Here is a 2,599-nt window from a genome sequence, read left to right as displayed (position 1 = left end):
TCGGCGATCGTGCGGCGGATCGCGTTGGTGATGGTGCGGGTGACGTCCCACGGTTCGGCGTCGCCGAACTCCCATTGGCGGCTGGAGCCGGTCTGCTCCCCGGCCGCCCCGGCAACCCGCGTGTCCCGGCGGCCCTGCCGGCCGGAGAGCTGCTTGGCGGTGTCCCGCAACAGCGACCTGCCGAGCCGCCGCATGGCCTGCGGGGACAGCCGGAGATCGCCGTCAGCGCCGCGCTGGAGAAAACCGCCGTCCTGCATGGCCCGTTCGATCTCCGCGAGGGTGCGGGCCGTCACGGCAGCATTCTGTCCGAGCTGGCGGGCGAGGGCGTCCAGGTCCAGGTCATCGAGGCGTGACCCGCTGTAGGCCTGGGAGAGCTGTTCGGCCAGCTCGTCCAGTTCGGCGATGTCCTGGAGCTCGCCGGTGCCGTCGCCGAGTCCGAGTCCTTCCTCGCCCTCGAAGCGTTCGGAGCCGGACCAGTCCTCGCCGGGGCGCAAAGCCTGCAGGTTGGAATCGAGTTGGCCCAGCTGTGCCATAAGCTCGGGCGAGCCGAACGCCTGGGCGGAGAGCCGCATCAGCTCCTCGCGCTGCTCGGCGGACATGGATTGCAGGAGCCGCTGGGCGGCGGCCGCGCGCTGGGCGAGCGCGTCCACCAGCTCCTCGACCGACTGCGGGTTCTCCGGGAAGAACTGGCCGTGCTTGGCCATGAATTCCTGGAAGTCCGCGTCGGTGTCCTCACCGCGGCGGTGTTTGCCGAGGAGCCCGTTGAGGTCCTGCAGCATCTCGGCCACGGCCGCGCGGTCCTCCTCGGTGGCGCCCTCGAGGGCCTCCTTCATGCCGGCGAACCGCTGGTCCAGGAGTTCGCGGCCGAGCAGGTCCTTGATCCGCTCGTAGGCCTCCCGCGCGGTGCTCGACTGCCAGTCATAGGAGGCGAGTTCGTTGACCGCCGCCGCCGTGGAGCGCGGCAGGTTCTGCAGCTGCATCTCCCGGAAAGCGCGGTCGGTGTTGTCCATCATCGCGTCGCGGGCGAGCTGCTTGCGTTCCTCCAGCACCGCAGTCTCAAGCAGCTTTTGGACTTCGCTGAGGGTGCCGTCCAGGTTGTGCCGGCCCAGCAGTTCACTGCGCCGCTGCTGGACGCGGCCGGCGAGGTCGTCGAGGCCTTCCCGGTTCCGGCCGCCGCGGCGCAGGAACTCCCGGAGGGCGTGCCGGGGCGAGTAGCCGGCCATGACGTCCTCGGCGACGGCGTCCAGCGCCTCCGCCAGGTCCACCGGCGGGGCGAGCGGATCCGGTCCTCCCGTGTACCGGCCGTACCTGGACCGGTTGTGAGCGGTCATGAGGCCTCCTTAGCCGTAAAGCTGCCTACCCGTAGATCGTCTCCTCGTCGTCGGACTCCTTGGAGATCCGCCGGGCGAGGTAGAGCCCTTCCAGTGCAAGTTCGACGGCGGCGGCGCGCTGCCCGTCGTTTTCCGCGCCCAGGCGCTCACTGATGTCGTCGTAGAGGCTGGATCCGTTGAGGGACGGCAGGTTGTGGAGGAACTCCCGCGCAGTGACCAGTTCACCGGTGGTGACCGTGGCGTGGCCGTCGAGCGCGGCCACGAGCGGGCCCATGTCCAGGCCGTGGAAGTGGGCCCGCACGGCTTCCGCGGTGGCCATGCGCAGGAGGTGGTCCAGGACGTCCTGTTCCCGGCCTTCCACGCCGGATTCGAACTCGATCTTCCCGGCGAGGACGTCCACGGCGGCGTCCAGGTCGATGATCCGGGCGACGGCCTCGTCTTCGCCGCGCACGCTGGCCCGGCGCAGGGCCGCCGCGGCAACGGTTTCGGCGCCGGCGATGGCGAACCGCGCGGAAACCCCGGAGGTCTGGTTGACCGCCGGCGACTGCCGCAGCGCCCGGGTGTAGCGGGCCAGGATCTCGAGGATGACGGGCGGGACGCCGGCCACCAGCTGCCCCTCCTGCCGGATGACGGCGACCTCGTCGTCGAGCTCGATCGGGTAGTGGGTGCGGATCTCGGCGCCGAAGCGGTCCCGCAGGGGCGTGATGATCCGGCCGCGGTTCGTGTAGTCCTCCGGGTTGGCGGACGCGACCACCAGGACGTCCAGCGGCAGTCGCAGCACGTAGCCGCGGATCTGGATGTCGCGTTCCTCCATCACGTTGAGCATCGAGACCTGGATCCGCTCGGCCAGGTCGGGCAGCTCGTTGATGGCGATGATTCCGCGGTTGGAGCGCGGGACCAGGCCGTAGTGGATGGTTTCCGGGTCCCCGAGACGGCGTCCCTCGGCCACCCGCATCGGGTCGACGTCGCCGATCAGGTCCGCGACGGAGGTGTCCGGCGTCGCGAGTTTTTCGACGTACCGTTCCGAGCGGTGCCGCCACGCCACCCGAAGCCGGTCCCCCTCGGTGAGGGCCTGGGCGCGGGAGTGCTCCGTGATGGGTTCGTACGGGTGTTCGTTCAGTTCCGAGTCCTCGATCACCGGCGACCACTCGTCCAGCAGCCCGGCCAGGGTGCGCAGGAGCCGCGTCTTGCCCTGGCCCCGTTCGCCCAGCAGGACGACGTCATGCCCGGCGAGCAGGGCCCGCTCGAGCTGGGGCAGCACGGTCCGG

2 protein-coding genes are annotated in these 2,599 nt (G+C 70.5%); both read right to left on the bottom strand.

The features are described from left to right. Positions 1-1,331: hypothetical protein (locus tag LQV45_RS25160; RefSeq protein ID WP_230009351.1), on the bottom strand; the 1,331-nt coding region annotated here is incomplete at its 3' end. A gap of 25 nt (positions 1,332-1,356) precedes the next feature. Next, a partial coding sequence (locus LQV45_RS25155) for a sigma 54-interacting transcriptional regulator (RefSeq protein ID WP_230009349.1) occupies positions 1,357-2,599 on the bottom strand: 1,243 nt, incomplete at its 5' end.

This window comes from Microbacterium sp. Bi128, assembly GCF_918698205.1.
The sequence above is the reverse complement of the archived record's forward strand: the minus strand, read 5'-3'. Positions and strand labels throughout refer to the sequence as shown.